This window comes from Shewanella sp. NKUCC01_JLK (genome assembly GCF_019345615.1).
Lineage (GTDB): Bacteria > Pseudomonadota > Gammaproteobacteria > Enterobacterales > Shewanellaceae > Shewanella > Shewanella oncorhynchi.
Window position 1 is genome coordinate 163,518 of the sequence record NZ_JAHKRD010000008.1, and the last position, 16,255, is coordinate 179,772.

Genomic DNA, 16,255 nt, shown 5'->3' on the forward strand with positions numbered 1-16,255 from the left:
AACTGTCGCAATGGAGGTCCTAACGTAAGTCACGGTAGAGCTGAGCGTGCTGGCTACGGTGGCGACTAAATAAGAATTGACGTAACGCTTCACGCTCTTCGGTTTCGGCCTGAAACTTAACGAAAGCCAGACCTTTCTCGCTACGAATAGGCTCGATATCGACGCGCATAGTCTCGCCATTGGGCAATTGTAATTGCAAGTCTTTACTGCCTAACAATTGTTTAAATTGCTGCTGTGATTTAGCACGAATGGCCATGCCAGAACTAGATAGCGAGGCAACAGACCATTGCTCACCTTGATCGTGGTCGAATATCCACACATCATCGGCTTGAGTTAACCGCCAACTGCGCTCCACTCCCGAGGCATCTAGCACTTCAGGTACACCTAAAGTGGGTTGAAACTGACCAAAGTCATCCACTTTCATCAGTAGCGGAAACCAGAGTTTATAGGGTCCGACTTCGGCCAATAGAGTGAGTTTTGCCTTACCGAGAATCGAGGCGATAACTTGCGGTACTTCAGTTGTGACTGTGAGCACGTGATTGACTAGGGGATCGTTAGTCAAGGCTGTGCCCACACGAGTCGGCGAAAAAAGTTCGCTAAAACAAGCAAGCTCCTCCGCGGATAATCGAGGTTCATCCATCATGATAAGTCCTCCCGAGTTAAACTCCTTACCCCAAAAAGTACCACCAAAGTATGGGATTGTACATTTTTACACCAAAACAGTGGCAAAAAACGGAATATATGCTAGCAAGGCTAAATTCAAGACTCTATTAGCCATTTGCGCTATTTAACTTGGAAAATGCAGTGGATTGTTATTCCTCGCTTTTTAAACTGCTGGAAGGTGGAGCAAACAAGATACGCAGTCGTTGTTTAACACTCAAGCCTGTCGCTGTGACCTCTGCAAACATGTCTCGCCATTCACTAAAAGTCACTTTAAAGGGATTAAAACTATTCACTGGCTTAGTGATGCCGTAAATCACAGTCTCTACCTCGGGCTCAAAAGTGCCAAACAGCTTGTCCCAAATAATCAGCACACCCGCATAGTTTTTATCTATATATTGGGGATTACGACCGTGGTGCACCCTGTGATGTGATGGAGTATTGAAGACCCATTCCAGCGGTCCGAGTGATTTAATCGCTTGGGTATGCACAAAAAATTGCAATCCCAGATTGAGTAATACCACAAACACCACCCAGTTTGGATCGAAACCTATGACCACCAGCGGTAACCAAAATACCCACATGCCTGCAAAGGGATACATTAAACTCTGACGAAACGCAGTGCTAAAATTCATATTCTCAGAGCTATGATGCACCACGTGAGCCGCCCACATCCAGCGGACTCTGTGGCTCGCCCTGTGGAACCAGTAATAACAAAAGTCCTGCGCGACCATCAAGGCAATAAAGCTCAATGGGCCCATTTCAATATCGAATAACTTCCAACCAAAAATCGCCAAATACAGCTTAGCGATCAGCAAACCAGTGAGCAGATCGGCACCTTGGTGCATGGCCGCGAGGCTGAAATTACACAGCACTTCTTGGCCGCGATAACGTGCACTTAACGGTAGCTTTTGTCTTTTATCGCCAAAGTACCATTCCAGCAAAATACACACGAAAAACAAAGGTGCAAGCACCAGCAGTAACAATTCTGGGTGCTGGATCAGCGAGGCGATATCCATATAAGATCATCCTGTTCTATTTTTATTTTATGGTTATTTTTATTGTTACTTTTATAAAAACTCTGACTACATTCTATAAACCGCATTCAACGCCACAACGCAGGCAGCTGCGATCCGTTAGTCGCCGTTAGCTACCAGCGAGCATAGTGATCTTCGGCGAGTCCCAGAACATTATTTAACTGGTAACTGTGCCCTTGATTATCGGTAATCGTGCCACTGAAATGACCGATGAATTGGCGGAAATTACTCTTAAGCAAGAGCAAATTACGCTTTTCACTGCGACAATTGCGCGCCGCAAACTGCAAATCCACTTGGCCATTTTGACTGTAGACTCGCCAAACCTCGGCGCCGAGCGTGGCATGGCGATCAAACTCAAATTGCACTGGCCCGAGTAAATGACGCTCGCCATTAATCCAAAAGACATTTTCAGTAGCCCCAGTTTCATTAACACCCGCCGCTAAATTAAGCCCCATAATGCCCTCATGGATCCGCGCGTTAATTGACGCCCAGCGCCAACTGGTATCACGGCGCATGTAACCCGCTGAAAAGTCATAGCCTGCTAAAGCTTGATTCAGCGGCTGCGGCTCATGACCCACAGTCAAACTACCTTTAACGGTCAAACCATTATGCTTTTGTGTGTAAGTCCAGCCGTTGTATCCAGTAGGACTACACATAGCCATAGGCAAACTTAAGGGGGCTGAGTGTAAAGTCACATCGGCTTGAATATTTTTAGTATCAATCACTAACCGCCAACCGCCCTCTACAATCTCAAAGCTTAACTGCGCCCCTTTACGGCCAATACTACTTCGGCCCTCGGCTGGCGATGGTGTCATCTGATAGCCAAACCTCAAAGGTTTTAACCAATCAAGCTGGGTGAGTGTGTTGGTTTTTATGTCGTATAAATAACAAAAAGCACTGCCGACGTAGGCAATATCGGCAAGCGCGATGCCTAGGACATAACGCGGCGTGACCAAAGAGACAAACTGAAATTGTTTATAATCGAAATGCTTAGCCCACGCTGAAGCAGGTTTATCCATAGTATCGAAATAGGCAAAGTCCGCTAAACCTAAGGTTTTGACTATGCCATCGAAATGACCGAAATGGGGTAACCCCTTCGGATTGATCAGGTTATCTGGGGCGATTTGCGTTGCTATCGTTAACATGACTAAGCCTTACAAAAAGGACGCGGGAGCATCTATGCTCTCTCATTCTAAACATCGAATTTTTACTCTAACCTGTCCCCCATTGCATTAAAAGAGTGCAAGGACAAAATGTTGTCATTTTGTTGCCAGCCAGTATTCGGTTTAATGTTTTAAATTCCTTGTTTGTAAAACGATTAAAGCGCCTAAAGGCGCTTTAATCGTTGGATAAGGAAAGATTAGAATCGGTAGCTAATACCAAAGTTGATCCCCTGTAATTCAAGCTCTTTCATCGGGATATATTGGTATTCCAAATTCAAACCGAATCCTGACTTAAATCGATATTGCCAGCCTGCAGCGCCATAAAAACCGACATCATCCGAGTCCATATCTTGTTTATCTATCTCATAGCTGACTTGAGTGTAAGCAGCGCCTAATTTGGCATACAGGCTGTTACCACGAGACAAAGCATACTCACCGTAAGCGGCGGTTCTAACACCTTGGTAACGTAAATCTTTTATCTCACTGATGACGCTAACAAGCGCACTCGCCACCCCACCTGAACCCGCTAAATAACCCGCCTCAAACCCAAAATGCTCGTTGAGCATATAGCGGTAATATAAGTCGCTGGTTAAGGTGTCACCCGCATCATATTTACCGTTCTTAGTTTCAAATTCTTGGGTACCGTAACCTAAACTACCACCCAGTATATGGGCAGAATCGCCCGCGAGCGCATTGGAGCTCATCATGCCTGACGCCAGCATCAGGCCAACAAATAACGAAGTGAATGATATTTTTTCCATATTTAACCTGCCTTCCATGCCTTGTAACTATGCGAATAAATGATGTGAATGCACAGAAAACACGGATGTGAATAATGAGCACAAGATATTAGCAATAAAAGCTGTACCTCAACTGAATCACGCTGTTCTGTGGCATCAAAAGTGATTTCTGGTATGCTGTAGCCACTTTTACTTGTACGAGAGATCCCATGAAACGGCTATTACTGACCTTGACTTTCCCCCTGCTCTTCGCGGGCTGTGCCAGCCAAAATCCGACTCATATGGCTTTCAGCCCTCAAGTGCCCAATATCAGCCAACAAACGGCGCAACTTGTACCTATCGCTCTTGAAACGGTAGATACACGCACAGTCGATTATGTTGCTCGTTTTATTGAAGAAGGGACAAAAACACGTTTAGTTGGCCCGAGCGAACCGCCTAAACTGTTACTTGATGAAGTATTCCGCGCAGGTTTTGCTCAAGCAGGCTACCAAATCGACCCAAGCGCAACTAATTCAGTGCAAATTCAATTAGAAGAATTGCAAATGGATATCACTAAAAAGACCTTTGGCTATGAGGCAAAACACAGTGTGTTAATCGCAGTTCAAGCCAAAAACTCCACCCAAGAGCTGGTTAAACGCTATAAAGCCAAAGGCACTTTAAAAGGTCCTTTAACGCCCGATTTTGCAACCTTAGAACTGGATATGAACAAATTGCTCGGCCAACTTACCGGCGAGATTCTAAACGATCCTGAGCTTAATCAGTTTCTACAAAAATAACAGCGTCAGTTTATTATAAGGAAATCAATATGCTCCGTTGGATATCAGCCCTCTTACTCATCTTTATGAGTCATCATAGCCTCGCACTCGACATTCAGGCCGATACCTTGTATCCCAGAGTCGAATTTGATACTAGCTTAGGCAAAATCGTGGTCGAGCTAGATAGAACTCGTGCACCAATCACTGTCGATAACTTTTTAACTCATGTCGTTAAAGGCGAATACGACAACACAATATTTCACCGCGTGATCAGTGACTTTGTGGTGCAAGGCGGCGGACTCACCCCCAAGTATGAAGAGCTGCCTGAGGGTAAGCCGATAGTCAACGAATCAGGAAATGGCCTAACAAATAGCATGGGCACGATCGCCATGGCACGTGAAAACGAGCCGCACTCAGCCACTCGTCAGTTCTACTTTAACGTTGCCGACAACACTAAGCTCGATCCCTCTAAACGTCGTTGGGGTTATGCCGTATTTGGTGAAGTGATTGAAGGTAAAACTGTCCTCGAAGCTATGGCTGTCGTTGAGACAGGAACTAACACTAAGCTCAATTGGCCCGATGTTCCTGTTACCCCTATCATATTGAAAAAAGCCAAGTTATTACCAAAACAGTAATCAAAATATAATTTCGAGCAAAAGCGCTAATTTTGCATCTATACTGTGATAGTAAACAGAAAGGAGGCAAACGATGACGGCAACTGAGTTCATCGATAATAAAGCGCCCCAACTCGCCTTCTATGGAAAAGCGTTTTTGAGTGAAGAACTCGACTTCCATGAAGTGCAACTTTACTTATGGGACACGTTAGAAGAATGGCAGCAACTGAATTCGACTGGCGAAGCGCAAACTGAAACTGAAAAAGTGTTTTGGCACTTGCTCCACAGCTTTAACAGGTGGCCTGACTGTGTGATCCGCGGTAATCAATATCTGCGTAAGCAAGTAAATGATTGCTGTGACTATCTGAGTTTAGGCGGCCGAGTGCCGCAGGGATGCATCGGGATAAGACCTTAAGTTCAGCATTCCTATCGATAAAAAATGGCCCTGTAATAGGGCCTTTTTTATTTCGTAAACCAATTCCTCGTGTGTACATTATTACGCTCTCCTTACTATCAAGATCTATGCTAGCGATAAAGATAAGCGGTAAACTTTTAGCTACAAGCAGTTAACTCTCGAGCCATATTCAACCATCTTATAGTGCTAAACGGGACTCCAAAGTAAAAGGAATACCATTAGCCCTTGAATCCTATGGCACCTTACCCGTAAGCTAAGCGGATTAAACACTTAGACTCATGCCTATGTCCGCAACAGGTTTTATTCAACGTACACTCGATGCCCTCAGTGTCTATTATCACAAGCGGGTTTTGATCCTGTTATTACTGGGTTTTTCTGCTGGTCTACCATTAATGCTAGTATTTTCAACGTTATCCTTTTGGTTGCGTGAAGCTGGTGTTGATCGCACTTCAATCGGTTATTTCAGCTGGATAGCCTTAGCCTATGCGTTTAAATGGGCTTGGTCACCCTTAGTCGATCGGCTTTCATTGCCGCTGCTAACTCGATTTCTAGGCCGCCGCCGTAGCTGGATGCTGTTCGCTCAGTTGTTATTGGTTGGTGCCATCTTAGGCATGTCTTTTAGTGACCCTCTCAAAGATCTCGAGCGCTTGGCACTGTTCGCGTTAATGGTCGCCTTTGCCTCAGCCACCCAAGATATTGTTATTGATGCCTTTCGGATTGAATCAGCCCCAGAAAAGATGCAAGCCGCACTAGCAGCGGCCTATCAAGTGGGTTATCGCAGCGCCATGATTATCGCCACCGCAGGCGCGCTAACCATAGCGGCTTGGGTTGAACCCGGTAACACGGCATACAACTTAGTGGCATGGCAAACTTCTTACCTGATTATGGCGGGCTTGATGTCTGTTGGGATTTTGACCACGCTTTTTAGCCGCGAACCCGAAGTCGATACCCGCGCCGCCGATGCCACTGAATTAGCGCTAAAACAACGCTTAAGTGCCCGTTATCCTAGAATTATCGCAGCGGGCATATCTTGGGTATATACGGCCAGTATTTTACCCTTTATCGACTTTTTCAAACGCTATGGCCGCAGCGCTATCCTCATCTTATTACTGATTTCTTGCTACCGGATCTCGGATATTGTGATGGGGATTATGGCGAACGTCTTTTATGTGGACATGGGATTCACTAAGGAAGAAATTGCCTATTTAAGTAAAATCTATGGCCTGATCATGACCTTAGTCGGCGCAGCCTTTGGCGGCGTTCTGTTAGCTCGCTTCGGAACTATGAAAATCCTTTTCCTCGGTGCCTTACTGGTTGCCGTAACCAATCTGCTATTCGCGTGGCAGGCAGTGATTGGCTACAACGTGCCCTTTTTAACCTTTGCTATTTCAGTGGATAACTTCAGCGCTGGGATAGCCACGGCGGCATTTATTGCCTATCTCTCGAGTCTCACTAGCAACGGCTACAGTGCAACGCAATATGCCTTACTGTCTTCGATTATGTTGCTTTTCCCTAAATTTATCGCGGGCTTCTCGGGCGCTTATGTCGACGCATTTGGTTATGTGAACTTCTTTGTCGCCGCCAGTGTTATTGGCTTTCCGGTGTTGTTTTTGGTTGTCTTAGTCAACAAGTATGCGCCGCATCCAAGCACATCATTAATGGATGATTCGTCAAAAAGTGCACCAACAAAATCGGATTAAGGTCTCATAGCACTTATGCCATCAATATAAAAAAGCCCTCACACCTTAGTGTGAGGGCTTTTACATTTAAAGACGAAATGGCAAACGCGATACTGCATCACGTTAAACCAATTCTGCTCGATTAATCTTTAAAGTTATCAAATTGGAAAGGCTGGCCTAACTCAGACTCACGTGCCAACGCCATGACAGCTTGTAAATCGTCACGTTTTTTACCTGTAACTCGTACTTTCTCGCCCTGAATAGACGCTTGCACTTTAAGTTTGCTGTCTTTAATTAGCTTGACCAGTTTTTTAGCAATTAAGGTTTCTATACCTTCTTTAAACTTCACTTTTAGGGAGAAGGTTTTACCGCTGTGGATGGCTTTCTCATCGACTTCCATCGAAGACGGATCCACATTACGTTTGCTCAGTTGCATACGTAAAATGTCCACTAATTGTTGGCATTGGAAGTCATCTTCAGCGGTTAACGTGACCACATGGTCCTTATATTCCACGTCAGCCGTTTTACCGCGAAAATCGAAACGTGTCGCCAGCTCACGCTTAGTATTATCAACCGCATTACGCAGTTCAACTTCATTCACTTCTGACACAATATCCATTGAAGGCATAGTTTTTATGTCCCATATCAAATTAATATGCAGCTAGTTTACCCACACACAGGCCTAAGTTGAAGGTAAAGCCTAGAATAAAAGCGTAATCATGGGTGACTTTAGCCACACATTTTCCTATCATTGCCCCACTCTAAGCTAATACAAACATATTTGTGATAACTAAAAATACCCTATTTAAGCTGGCTTTAGCCGTAGCCTTTGTCGTGATCAGTTATCTGGTATTTTCCAGACCAACCTATTCGCAAAGTATTCCGAATATCGACAAGGTAGGCCATCTTGGGAGCTTTTTTTGCCTCTCCTATCTCGCCTATCTTGCTTTCAAACCTAAGTGGTATTGGTTATCTCTCACACTGGCAAGCTACGCCATTTTAATTGAGTTAGTGCAATCACGTTTGCCCTACCGTAGCGCTTCTGTGGGTGATGTTATTGCCGACTTTTCGGGTATTGCACTGTTTTACTTTTGCAATTGGGCCTATGGCAAATACTTCCGCGCAGCGCAATTACGAGAAGATTAACTCAGGCGCTTCAAACTGGTACTGATAACAGATACCTTAAGGCTACAGATATGACTCATGCTGTGAACATAAATCGCGTGGTGGATATTGCGATTTTAGGTGCTGGTGCCGTTGGACAGCTTATTTGCCACCAACTGACGACAGCGGGCATGGGTGTTGGTCTTATCGGCCGCGATTCAATTGCATCTATACAGCAGACACTTAGCGTCACTCCATTAGCGCCGGCCAATGATAATCAACAGAAAACACAAGCACTCCAGTATTCTGTGCCTATCTTAGCGGCCAATGCGCTCGATAATATCCGCCTCGTGATTGTCTGCGTCAAAGCCTATCAAGTGCTCGATGCACTTTTGCCCTTACTCAACCAACTGCCCAGACAATGCCACATTTTGTTGTTACACAATGGAATGGGACCTCATTTAGCCCTAGCGCCGCTAATTGATGCGCAAGCTGATGGCAGAGGGCTAAGCCTAGGGACAACTTCCCAAGGGGTGTTACGTCAAGCCCGTTGGCAAATTAGGCAAACTGGACAAGGGCTAACTCAATTTGGGCATTTTGCAGGTACAGAGCTCACTGAGCATTATCGCAATGCTTTACTGGCGGCTATCCCAAACAATGAATGGGTGGATGCCATTGTGCCTTGTCTATGGCAGAAACTCGCCGTTAATGCCGCGATTAATCCACTTACAGCACTATATCAATGTCCTAATGGCACACTCGCCGAGCCAGGTTTTAGTGACATGATTAAAGGCATTCTCGACGAGTTAGTCACGGTTGCCACACTCGAGGGCGTGCCTCTCGATAAACAATTGTTACACGACAGGGTCTATCAGGTGATCCGCCTCACTGCGGGGAATTCCTCATCGATGCACCAAGATATTGCACACCAAAGACGAACTGAGATAGACCAAATTAATGGTTATATCTGTGAGCGTGCACAAGCGCACGGTTTAAGTGCGCCAGTTAATGCTGACCTCTGGGCGCGCATCAAACAGCTAGAAGCTTAAGCAAGAAAACTCACATAACAAAACTAAATATAACAGTATGTTTAATTTAAATAATTTTTAATTTTTTGCTGAATCCTCACTTTTTATTTACCACATTAAAACGCGAATTACCCTAGCGCCATACTCACTCGGCTTTTGCTGCACTCATGCTAGTCAAGCAAATTTACCTTGCACCAACAATACGCACCAAATCAGGGCAGATTAACTTTGCTTTGCACTGTTTTGCACCAAAATTTTAAGCTATTTCGGTGCGTCTTAATGTTAACGCAATGATAATAAATGCTTTATCTATATGGCCTAATTCCTGCTTTATTCCAATAAATTGAGTCTGCAGCTTGTTGGAGAGAAAATTGAAACTGGTCACCGCAATCATTAAACCATTCAAATTAGACGATGTACGTGAAGCTTTAACCCAGCTCAGCGTCCATGGCATGACAGTCACTGAAGTACGCGGTTTTGGCCGCCAAAAGGGCCATACGGAATTGTATCGTGGTGCTGAATATGCAGTGGACTTTTTACCTAAGATTAAACTCGAAGTTGCCATTCATTCCGATCAAGAAGATGCCGTTATTGATGCCATTATTGCTGCAGCCCATACGGGCAAAGTGGGTGATGGCAAAATCTTTGTGACTTCGTTAGAACAAGTGGTGCGCATTCGCACTTCGGAAGAAGGAGTTGATGCCCTATGATGCTAGTGAGCTTCAGACTCAGTATTAAATACCTATTGATATTATTCAGTATATTGGCGACGAATGCCGTCGCCGATGATGGTCAATTTAGCGCTGCAAATACGGCGTGGATCTTAAGCTCATCCGCATTAGTGTTATTGATGACCCTGCCAGGATTAGCGTTGTTTTACGGCGGTTTAGTTCGCAGTAAAAACGTGCTTTCAATATTGATGCAATGCTTCTCTATTGCCGCCCTAGTGTCAGTTTTATGGTTCGGGCTAGGTTATTCACTCGCATTCGACACAGGTAACAGTTTCATCGGTGGCTTAGACAAAGCACTACTGTCAGGTATTGGTCGCGATAGTCTTAGCGGGGATATTCCCGAGCCGCTGTTTATGCTATTTCAAATGACCTTTGCCATCATAACGCCAGCCTTAATCATCGGTGGTTTTGCCGAGCGAATGAAGTTTTCAGCTGTGCTTATCTTTTCAGGTGCTTGGTTATTACTGGTTTATGCGCCGATCACCCACTGGGTTTGGGGCGGTGGCTGGTTAGCACAGCTAGGACTGTATGATTTCGCGGGCGGAACCGTGGTGCATATCACCGCAGGGGTTGCTGCGCTCGTGGCCGCTAAAGTGCTAGGTCCACGCAAAGGATTTTTAAACTCGGCGATTATGCCGCACAACCTGACGATGACTGTCACAGGTGCGGGCATGCTGTGGGTGGGTTGGTTCGGTTTTAACGGTGGCAGTGCGCTCGGCGCTAATGGCACCGCAGCCATGGCGATTCTAGCCACTCATCTCGCCGCTTCTATGGGCGCGATGACATGGGCGGCAATTGAGTGGATTAAGTTTGGTAAACCCAGCGCCCTTGGCATAGTCACAGGCGTGGTAGCGGGCTTAGGCACTATCACTCCCGCCTCTGGTTATGTTGGCCCAGCAGGCGCCTTAGTCATAGGTTTACTCGGTGGAATCGTGTGTTTTTACTCAACGGTTTATATCAAACAGAAACTTAAAATCGATGACTCCTTAGACGTTTTCCCCGTGCACGGTGTCGGCGGTATTCTTGGTACTCTTTTGGCAGGAGTCTTTAGCTCGACCCAATTAGGCGTTTTTAGCGGCTACGGTTTTGCGACTATGAACAACACTATGATAGACCAACTTGGGGTACAGATTATCGGGGTTGCAGCGACATTCACTTATACTGCGGTGGTCACTTGGTTGCTGTTTGTGATCATCCGTAAGCTACTTGGCGGCCTTCGCGTCAGCACAGAACAAGAAGTTAACGGCTTAGATTTATCGGAACACGAAGAAACGGGTTATAGCCTTTAATCAGAACCTCGAGCCAGAACCTTTAGTTAAGACAGTTCAATAGCCATAAGGGTACCAAGGCGCCCTGATGGCTGACTTACATCATGATGCTACTTTTTAAAATGCTCGACTAACCATAACTTTAAATCCGCCAACTTCATCGGCTTAGCAAAGAGATAACCTTGTAAAAAATGGACTTGGCGACTAGTCAAATAGTCCGCCTGCTCCTGCGTTTCAACCCCTTCAGCCACCACCACATAATTCATCTTATGGGAGAGCTCAATAATGGTATCGAGCACGTGGGAAGTCACGGAATCCTGCCCTATGGTATCGATGAAGCATTTATCGATTTTCAAGTAATCTAATGGCATGGTTTGTAACAAAGATAAGGTTGTTTGCCCAGTACCAAAGTCATCGATAGCCACTAAAATCCCCAACTGGCGTAAGCTTTCAATGCGCTGGCAAATATCCGGCGTTAATAATTGCCGTTCGGTGATTTCGATTAAAGGCTTAACGCCAATACGATCCAAAGAATCCCGCAGATGAATAAATTTCGACTCGATATCATCTTGGGTAAAATGCTCTGGCGCCACGTTGAACGCGACTCTAAAGCCCGATTCAACCTTCATATTAGCAAAATCTTTTAATGCCTTTTCGAAGATATAATTGGTCAATGGAACAATCAGCTTGCTCTCTTCGGCGATAGGAATAAACAAATCAGGCCGCACTAAGCCCATTTGTGGGTGCTGCCAACGCACTAATGCCTCGACTCCTTTGGCCTTGCCGTCCTCAGCACAGATCACAGGTTGATAAACCAAAAAGAACTCTTCGTTCTCTATCCCGCTACGAATATCATCAGCAAGGGAGTGACGAGATAACCGTGAATAGAGCACAAACAAGATAGAACCCGTAATCAAAATAATGCTAAAGGGTAATGAGATGGCAAAAAATATCCAAAAAAAATGCCTAAAAAAAGCAGGTGACATTTCTAGTAACACCGAAAAACGATGATCCTCAGAATCTAAAGTCATTACCTCATTTTTGATAAACTCGAGTGATTCAGGAATCGTTTTACCATTGATGGATAAAGCGACATTGATAACTGCGCTAGGAAACACATCGGGCTGTACAAAGGAATCTAATAAATATTGTCCTTCAATAATGACAGCAGCGCCGTGTTTAGATTTAGGGTCCCATTTAGATGACACTATCGCGGGCACCTCAGGCATAAAAGGCGTGCCCGTAATAATAAACTGGTTAGATATTTCAAGATTTTCGGTAGCACTAACAATGCTCAGGGGAGTATCAATATCACCGGTTTTAGATGAGCAATAAACATGTTGTGAATCATATATTAAAGCCGAGCGAAAGTAGGGTTGGAACAACATATAGTTGTATAACTCTTGACACTCAGAATCCTTCAATGCCAATGCATAATGGCTGATTTCATTAGCATGGGACACCAAAGTATCAATATGACTCACATAAATAGCCCCCACACCTTTGACTTTATCTTCAACAAAATACTGTGCAGAGAGATAACTTGCGGCAGCAGCAATTCCAATTGGAAACAATATGACTGCCAGCCATTGCCATAATGACAGATTTAATTTTGCTAACTTTTTTCGCATATATCCTTAACTCGCACAGCGCTCGGTTAAAAATGGTATCAAAATCTATGGAGCAAGACGTGTGTATATTTGTATCTCAGCGAATGTTTGCTTGATATAAACACACTGAATCGAGTTCTATTTTAGTCTAAAAAACCAGCATACCTTCTATTAATTTAGTCTATTCCCACATCACCAAAATGGCGGCAATAGCGATCAAGACTAACCCTAGCATATCTTTTATCTTTACTTTTTCCTTCAGCCAAAAGGTGGCAATCAAGATCATAAAGAAAACTTCAACTTGGCCTAAGGTCTTCACATAAGGCACTGCCTGCAGCGACATAGCACTAAACCAACCGATAGAACCTAAACAACTGGTGGTGCTTGTCAGTAAAGTCAACTTAGGTCGTTGCCATAATGCTATCAGCGTAAATTTATCCTTAAGCAACAAATAACTGACTAACAGCAAAGTTTGTAGGCCTATCACAAATAGCAACACCCAAGCTGCGCTATGGGGGAAACCAATATTCAAACATAAACTCGCTTCTCGTACCCAAAGCGATGTCAGCGCAAACGAAGTACCACAGGCTAAACCAATCAATACCGTATTGAGCGACAGACTTCGCAGGCCTTGTTTGGCACTAATGAGAAAAATTGCCACACCACCCAACAACACTCCCGACCAACCTAAAAGGGATAAATGCGTCCCAAAAAACACTGTGCCTAACACTGCCGCGACCACAGCTTCACTCTTGGCTAGCCCAGCACCAACGGCAAAGTTCTGTTGCTTGAACAATTTCACCATCAAGCCCGTCGCGAGGATTTGCATCGCCGATGCTCCGAGAATAAAACCGATAAAACGGTCGCTAAAATCGGGGATTCCGACATCCTGCCAAAGATATAAGCTCGCCAGATACACGGCGGCAATCGGCCCAGCCCAAATAAAACGCGCTAAGGTCACGCCCGCAACACTCACTTCTTTACTCAGCTGGCTTTGAAACGCATTACGCCAAGCCTGCATAAATGCCGCCAGCAAAGTGAGTAAGATCCACATAAAGGTATTCCGTAAAGAATCTGGTCGGCTATAAAAACAAGATCGTTAAGCAAAGCCCATCATAAAACATTAATGTTTCAGATAGCTACGGGGCTATACCAATCACATTCCTCGACTGAAAAACAAAAGCCCCGAACGAGTCGAGGCTTTGGGATTAAGTCACTAATTCATTAAGTCTTAGCTTGCGATTACTTACTGGTATCGATTGGCTCGAAGGATTTAACCAAATCGTCGATCGCTTTCATTTGCTTCAGATAATTTTCTAACTGATGCAAAGGCAGCGCACATGGGCCATCACACTTAGCGTTATCAGGATCGGGGTGCGCCTCAATGAATAGACCCGCTAAACCCAGCGCCATACCACTGCGCGCTAATTCGGTTGCCTGTGCGCGACGTCCACCCGCTGAATCGGCACGACCACCAGGGCGTTGCAGCGCATGAGTCGCATCAAAAATCACAGGGTAGCCAGATTGCTTCATCTCATCCATGCCCAACATATCAACGACTAAGTTGTTATATCCAAAGCTTGAACCACGTTCACACAAGATGATCTCGTCATTACCCGCTTCGTTAAACTTAGTGATGATATGGCGCATTTCATGTGGTGCTAAAAACTGTGGCTTTTTCACATTGATGATAGCGCCAGTTTTTGCCATCGCGACAACCAAATCTGTCTGGCGGGCTAGAAATGCAGGTAACTGAATAATATCAACTACTTCTGCCACTGGCGCACACTGATGCACTTCATGCACGTCGGTGATCAAAGGTAAATTAAAGGTCTTTTTAATCTCTTCAAAAATCTTTAAGCCTTCCTCCATACCTGGACCGCGGTAAGAGTTAATCGAAGAACGATTCGCCTTATCAAAAGACGCCTTAAATATATAAGGGATCCCCAGCTTTTGAGTCACTTCGGCGTAGGTTTCAGCAATCGACATAGCGAGATCGCGAGACTCAAGCACGTTCATGCCACCAAACAACACGAAAGGTTTATCGTTGGCAATCTCGATTGAACCTAGGTTTATGATTTTATTACTCATCGCAACTTCTCTCTAAAATGCTGGAACCTTTCCCAGCGGTGAATAGGAGCTAAGGCGGTTATACCGCAACTAACTGTAAAATTTGACCACAAATCCATGCCATATAGGTTCCTAACGCATAACCTAATACGGCTAACAGTACGCCCACTGGTGCTAAAGCGGGGTGAAATGCCGCCGCAACTACAGGGGCTGACGCAGCGCCACCCACATTCGCTTGGCTGCCTACGGCCATATAAAATAACGGGGCTTTAATCAGCTTAGCCACCAATAACATAAAGCTTGCGTGAACGATCATCCACACAATACCAATTAAAAAGTACAATGGCGTATCGAGCACCTTACTCACATCCATATGTAGACCAATGGTCGCAACTAAGATGTAAAGGAAGGCTGAAGCCACTTTTGATGCCCCCGCCGCCTCTAAATGACGCACTGGGCTGAATGACATCGCCAAACCAATCGTTGTGACTATCACCACTAGCCAGAAGAATTTAGAGGTTAAACTGTAATCTGCGGTCCAAGGATAGTTCACTTCAAAAAATGGCCCCAGAAAATCAGCGGCGATATGAGCAATACCTGTGATACCAAAGCCTACAGCGACAATCAGCATAAGATCGCGCAGATTAGGAATGCGTGCATTTTCAGCGTGATACTTTTCAACTTTATCTTTTAACGCTTCAATAGCAGAAGTATCTGCACCGGTTTTAGCATCGATCTCTTTCGCTTTTGAGGCAAGAAACAGCAGCACTGCCATCCAAATATTGGCGACTATCACATCGACTGTCACCATCACAGAGAAAATATTACCGCCCACGTCATAAATTTCTTTCATTGCAGCTTGGTTTGCGCCGCCACCAATCCAGCTCCCCGCTAAGGTCGTCATACCACGCCATACAGCATCGGGGCCATCGACCCCAATTAAAGAAGGTTCAATAACCGACACCAGCAACAAGGCGATAGGGCCGCCGATAACGATACCGACAGTGCCGGTTAAAAACATGATCAAAGCTTTCGGCCCTAAACTTAAAATAGCTTTTAAATCAACGCTTAAAATCAATAATACTAAACAAGCTGGCAGCAAATAACGGGATGCTACAAAATACAGTTGTGAGGTATTACCATCGATTACCCCAAAGGTATTCAATAACGATGGCAAGAAATAGCACAATAAAAGGGCGGGAATAAAACGATAAAACTTCTGCCAAAAAGGATGACTACTGCTACTGGTATAAAATACAAAACCTAGAATTGTCGCGAGTATTCCTAACGCCGTGGCATCGTTCGTCACTAAAGCCGTGCTTGTCATGCTAATTTCTCCCTGTTGATACAGTTATTATTTTTATTAGAGACTTAACTTTTA

At 44.8% G+C, this 16,255-nt stretch carries 17 protein-coding genes; 8 read left to right on the forward strand and 9 right to left on the reverse strand.

Annotation, left to right across the window (positions count from 1 at the left end; genetic code table 11):
• Window positions 1-19 precede the first annotated feature (19 nt).
• The 4 genes from KO537_RS10565 to KO537_RS10580 form a co-directional block, all read right to left on the reverse strand.
• Window positions 20-643 (reverse strand): hypothetical protein, encoded by a 624-nt coding sequence (locus KO537_RS10565; protein ID WP_006080282.1) that lies wholly within the window; start codon window positions 641-643, stop codon window positions 20-22.
• A 169-nt stretch (window positions 644-812) separates the two neighbouring features.
• The gene (locus KO537_RS10570) at window positions 813-1,679 is read right to left on the reverse strand and encodes a sterol desaturase family protein (RefSeq protein WP_131523721.1); all 867 of its coding nucleotides are present in this window, start codon (window positions 1,677-1,679) and stop codon (window positions 813-815) included.
• A 131-nt stretch (window positions 1,680-1,810) separates the two neighbouring features.
• Window positions 1,811-2,842, reverse strand: a complete 1,032-nt coding sequence (locus KO537_RS10575) for a DUF2804 domain-containing protein (protein WP_105250134.1) — start codon at window positions 2,840-2,842, stop codon at window positions 1,811-1,813.
• Window positions 2,843-3,057: 215 nt separating this feature from the next.
• The gene (locus KO537_RS10580) at window positions 3,058-3,621 is read right to left on the reverse strand and encodes a porin family protein (protein WP_105250135.1); all 564 of its coding nucleotides are present in this window, start codon (window positions 3,619-3,621) and stop codon (window positions 3,058-3,060) included.
• Between the two features lie 188 nt (window positions 3,622-3,809).
• Here KO537_RS10580 and KO537_RS10585 point away from each other — a divergent pair, with 188 nt between their 5' ends.
• The 4 genes from KO537_RS10585 to KO537_RS10600 all read left to right on the forward strand — a co-directional run bounded on the left by KO537_RS10585 (window position 3,810) and on the right by KO537_RS10600 (window position 7,084).
• Window positions 3,810-4,376 carry a YajG family lipoprotein gene (locus KO537_RS10585; RefSeq protein ID WP_105250136.1) on the forward strand — a complete coding sequence of 189 codons (567 nt, stop codon included), beginning with the start codon at window positions 3,810-3,812 and terminating at the stop codon, window positions 4,374-4,376.
• A 29-nt stretch (window positions 4,377-4,405) separates the two neighbouring features.
• Complete coding sequence (locus KO537_RS10590) at window positions 4,406-4,990, forward strand: peptidylprolyl isomerase (RefSeq protein WP_028761870.1); 585 nt, start codon at window positions 4,406-4,408, stop codon at window positions 4,988-4,990.
• Window positions 4,991-5,063: 73 nt separating this feature from the next.
• Window positions 5,064-5,384, forward strand: coding sequence for a hypothetical protein (locus KO537_RS10595; protein ID WP_028761869.1), 321 nt, complete (start codon window positions 5,064-5,066; stop codon window positions 5,382-5,384).
• Window positions 5,385-5,668: 284 nt separating this feature from the next.
• Complete coding sequence (locus KO537_RS10600; RefSeq protein WP_105250137.1) at window positions 5,669-7,084, forward strand: MFS transporter; 1,416 nt, start codon at window positions 5,669-5,671, stop codon at window positions 7,082-7,084.
• Between the two features lie 121 nt (window positions 7,085-7,205).
• Here the strand turns inward: KO537_RS10600 and KO537_RS10605 are convergent, their stop codons facing one another.
• On the reverse strand, window positions 7,206-7,691 hold the full coding sequence (locus tag KO537_RS10605; RefSeq protein WP_006080274.1) for a YajQ family cyclic di-GMP-binding protein: 486 nt from the start codon (window positions 7,689-7,691) through the stop codon (window positions 7,206-7,208).
• 155 nt (window positions 7,692-7,846) lie between these two features.
• Between KO537_RS10605 and KO537_RS10610 the strand changes: the two genes are divergently transcribed.
• From KO537_RS10610 to KO537_RS10625, 4 genes are all read left to right on the forward strand, one after another.
• Entirely contained in the window at window positions 7,847-8,209 is a 363-nt protein-coding gene (locus tag KO537_RS10610) for a VanZ family protein (RefSeq protein WP_173246685.1), read from the forward strand.
• Window positions 8,210-8,259: 50 nt separating this feature from the next.
• Window positions 8,260-9,216 (forward strand): 2-dehydropantoate 2-reductase, encoded by a 957-nt coding sequence (locus KO537_RS10615; RefSeq protein ID WP_219234449.1) that lies wholly within the window; start codon window positions 8,260-8,262, stop codon window positions 9,214-9,216.
• Window positions 9,217-9,566: 350 nt separating this feature from the next.
• Complete coding sequence (locus KO537_RS10620; RefSeq protein ID WP_105250140.1) at window positions 9,567-9,905, forward strand: P-II family nitrogen regulator; 339 nt, start codon at window positions 9,567-9,569, stop codon at window positions 9,903-9,905.
• Entirely contained in the window at window positions 9,902-11,215 is a 1,314-nt protein-coding gene (locus tag KO537_RS10625) for an ammonium transporter (RefSeq protein WP_173246688.1), read from the forward strand. The genes KO537_RS10620 and KO537_RS10625 overlap by 4 nt, the downstream gene beginning before the upstream one ends.
• An 89-nt stretch (window positions 11,216-11,304) precedes the next feature.
• On the opposite strand, the gene KO537_RS10630 is transcribed toward KO537_RS10625, so the two are convergent.
• From KO537_RS10630 to KO537_RS10645, 4 genes are all read right to left on the reverse strand, one after another.
• The gene (locus KO537_RS10630) at window positions 11,305-12,825 is read right to left on the reverse strand and encodes an EAL domain-containing protein (protein ID WP_219234450.1); all 1,521 of its coding nucleotides are present in this window, start codon (window positions 12,823-12,825) and stop codon (window positions 11,305-11,307) included.
• Between the two features lie 160 nt (window positions 12,826-12,985).
• The gene (locus KO537_RS10635) at window positions 12,986-13,858 is read right to left on the reverse strand and encodes a DMT family transporter (protein ID WP_219234451.1); all 873 of its coding nucleotides are present in this window, start codon (window positions 13,856-13,858) and stop codon (window positions 12,986-12,988) included.
• A 188-nt stretch (window positions 13,859-14,046) separates the two neighbouring features.
• Window positions 14,047-14,895: a 3-deoxy-8-phosphooctulonate synthase gene (gene kdsA / locus KO537_RS10640; protein WP_105250144.1), complete on the reverse strand. Its 849-nt coding sequence runs from the start codon at window positions 14,893-14,895 to the stop codon at window positions 14,047-14,049.
• Window positions 14,896-14,953: 58 nt separating this feature from the next.
• The gene (locus tag KO537_RS10645) at window positions 14,954-16,201 is read right to left on the reverse strand and encodes a DUF819 family protein (protein ID WP_105250145.1); all 1,248 of its coding nucleotides are present in this window, start codon (window positions 16,199-16,201) and stop codon (window positions 14,954-14,956) included.
• Window positions 16,202-16,255: the final 54 nt, after the last annotated feature.